Source organism: Acidovorax sp. (assembly GCF_046291265.1).
In the GTDB taxonomy this organism is placed as follows: Bacteria; Pseudomonadota; Gammaproteobacteria; order Burkholderiales; family Burkholderiaceae_C; genus Acidovorax.
Window position 1 is genome coordinate 1 of the sequence record NZ_JBKBTV010000191.1, and the last position, 542, is coordinate 542.

The 542-nt window shown below is 72.7% G+C and carries 1 pseudogene; it reads right to left on the reverse strand.

The window, feature by feature from the left end:
* Positions 1–478: pseudogene (locus ACK41V_RS23840) on the reverse strand (hypothetical protein); the annotation flags it as partial.
* Positions 479–542 lie beyond the last annotated feature (64 nt).

Consider the following 542-nt stretch of genomic DNA (forward strand, 5'->3'; position numbering starts at 1 on the left):
CGCGTTCCCGGCGCTCCCGGGCCAGGGCTTGCTCCATCGCTTCCGCGTGCGCGCGCTGCTGCTGCTGCAGCTGCGCGGCACGGTCGCGGCGCTCCTGCCCCATCGCTTCCGCGTGCGCACGCTGCTGCTGCTGCAGCTGCGCGGCGCGTTCCCGGCGCTCCCGGGCCAGGGCTTGCTCCATCGCTTCCGCGTGCGCACGCTGCTGCTTCTGCAGCTGCGCGGCGCGTTCCCGGCGCTCCTGCCCCATCGCTTCCGCGTGCGCACGCTGCTGCTTCTGCAGCTGCGCGGCGCGTTCCCGGCGCTCCCGGGCAAGGGCTTGCTCCATCGCTTCCGCGTGCGCGCGCTGCTGCTTCTGCAGCTGCGCGGCACGGTCGCGGCGCTCCTGCCCCATCGCTTCCGCGTGCGCACGCTGCTGCTGCTGCAGCTCCTCACGAAACTGCGCCTGAATCTCCGAGCGCCACGTGTGCAGCACGTTCATGTCCACGGCCTGCTGCAGGGGGCAGTGCGTGGGTCAGATGCAACACGAAGCGTCGGCCGCACAG